The organism is Elstera litoralis (assembly GCF_000963705.1).
Classification (GTDB): Bacteria; Pseudomonadota; Alphaproteobacteria; order Elsterales; family Elsteraceae; genus Elstera; species Elstera litoralis.
On record NZ_LAJY01000735.1, the window covers coordinates 1 to 1,680 of the forward strand.

Sequence of the window (1,680 nt, forward strand, 5' to 3'; positions counted from 1 at the left end):
ATCCGACTCGGTAAACTTCAAAAAATCCAACAAAGCATCAGCTTTACATCCGCGCGTGCCGAGATGTATGTCGGAAATCCAAATGGCCCGATATTGGGTAACGTTAACTTCTGCATCCATGTTTTTGGCACGCACTTCGTTCTTATCATTCCCCCCTTTCTGCCAGCCGCTGATGACATGTTTTTGACGGTTGGCGAATTTCATTAAACCGTCGTATTACGGTCACGGATTTGTCGCCTCGAACGCGGTTTTTGGAGCGCGAAACAACGGCCCCCTGCGAAGAAGGAAGCGTCGGTCGATGGATGGAAATGCGCACCCGGCACTAAGCCCCTCTGCCAGCCCAGGAGCCGAGGGGCTCGCGGATCGGCCGCTGCGGATCATCCTCAACCCGACCGCCGGCCAAGCGCGCGGCGCGCGGCTAAAACAGGCGCTGGATCGGCTAACGGCAGCGGGCGCGACCTGGAGCATTACCGAAACCCAAGCGCGCGGCGATGCGGAAGCCCTCGCGGAAAGCCTCGCGCGGGATGCTTCCGTCGGCGCGATCATCGCGGCGGGCGGCGACGGTACGATCAATGAAGCGATCAACGGGGTTTTGCGCGCCCAACGCACGGGCATCACCCCCGCCCCCTTCGGCCTGCTACCGCTCGGCACGGCCAATGTGCTGGCGGGCGAACTCGGCATCGATACGCCGGGCAGTGCCGCCCAGGCACTGATTTCCGGCAGCACGCGCAAGATTACCCTCGGGGCCTGCGAAAATTCGGACGGCGCGATACGCTATTTTTCGATGATGGCGGGGGTTGGGCTCGACGCCCATATCGTCGCCGGGATCGATCCGGCGCTGAAACGCCGCTTCGGTAAGGGCGCTTACGTCTGGCAAACCCTAGTGGAATGGCTGCGCTTCCAGCCCATCGCCTACCGGGTGACGATTGAGGGCGCACCCCACGACGCCGCCTCGCTGATTATCGCCAACGGCCATTTCTACGCCGGGCGCTTCGTGGTGACGCCGGAGGCCGACCTTGCCGATCCCGCCCTGGTCGCTGCGAATTTTACCAAGCCGGGGCGCTGGGCCGCGCTGGTCTATGCCGCCGCGCTGCCGCTGGGGCTTCTACCGAAACTGCCAAGCCTGACGCGCCAAAAAGTGCAAAGCCTGCGCGTCGATGGCCCGTCCGACGAGCCGGTGCAGGCCGATGGCGATATTATCGGCACCCTGCCCGTTCAGATTAGCCTCGCCGCCGAGCGCCTGACGATTTTCGCGCCGCAACGGGCCAAATCATAGGGGGGCCGCGTTACGGTCTTACGGCTGGCGTTGCTCTCCTGCCCGCAAGCTGCTAGGTTCCGCGCGCTTTACTTTAGAGACCGACAGGACAACAGGTTTTTCCGATGAAAATCAATGCGAACGAACTGCGCCAGGGCAATGTGCTTGAGACCGAGACGGGCCTTTGGGCAATCTTGAAAGCCAATCACGTTTCGCCGGGCAAGGGCGGTGCCTTCGTTCAGGTCGAAATGCGCAACCTGCGCACCGGCATTAAGCGCGACGATAAGTTCCGTTCCGGCGAACAGGTGGAGCGCGTGCGCATCGACGATGAGGAATTCACCTTCCTGTTCGGCGACGATACGATTCTGACCTTCATGAACCCCGAAACCTACGACCAACTCGGCGTTCCGCTGGAACTGCTGGGC

General features: G+C 61.7%; 1 protein-coding gene and 2 pseudogenes. 2 read left to right on the top strand and 1 reads right to left on the bottom strand.

Going from position 1 to position 1,680, the window contains the following annotated elements:
- Positions 1-204, bottom strand: a pseudogene (locus VZ95_RS27575) (hypothetical protein); the annotation flags it as partial.
- Positions 205-298: 94 nt separating this feature from the next.
- Here VZ95_RS27575 and VZ95_RS19430 point away from each other — a divergent pair.
- Positions 299-1,276 (top strand): diacylglycerol/lipid kinase family protein, encoded by a 978-nt coding sequence (locus VZ95_RS19430; RefSeq protein ID WP_045777329.1) that lies wholly within the window; start codon positions 299-301, stop codon positions 1,274-1,276.
- A 104-nt stretch (positions 1,277-1,380) separates the two neighbouring features.
- Positions 1,381-1,680: pseudogene (locus VZ95_RS19435) on the top strand (elongation factor P); the annotation flags it as partial.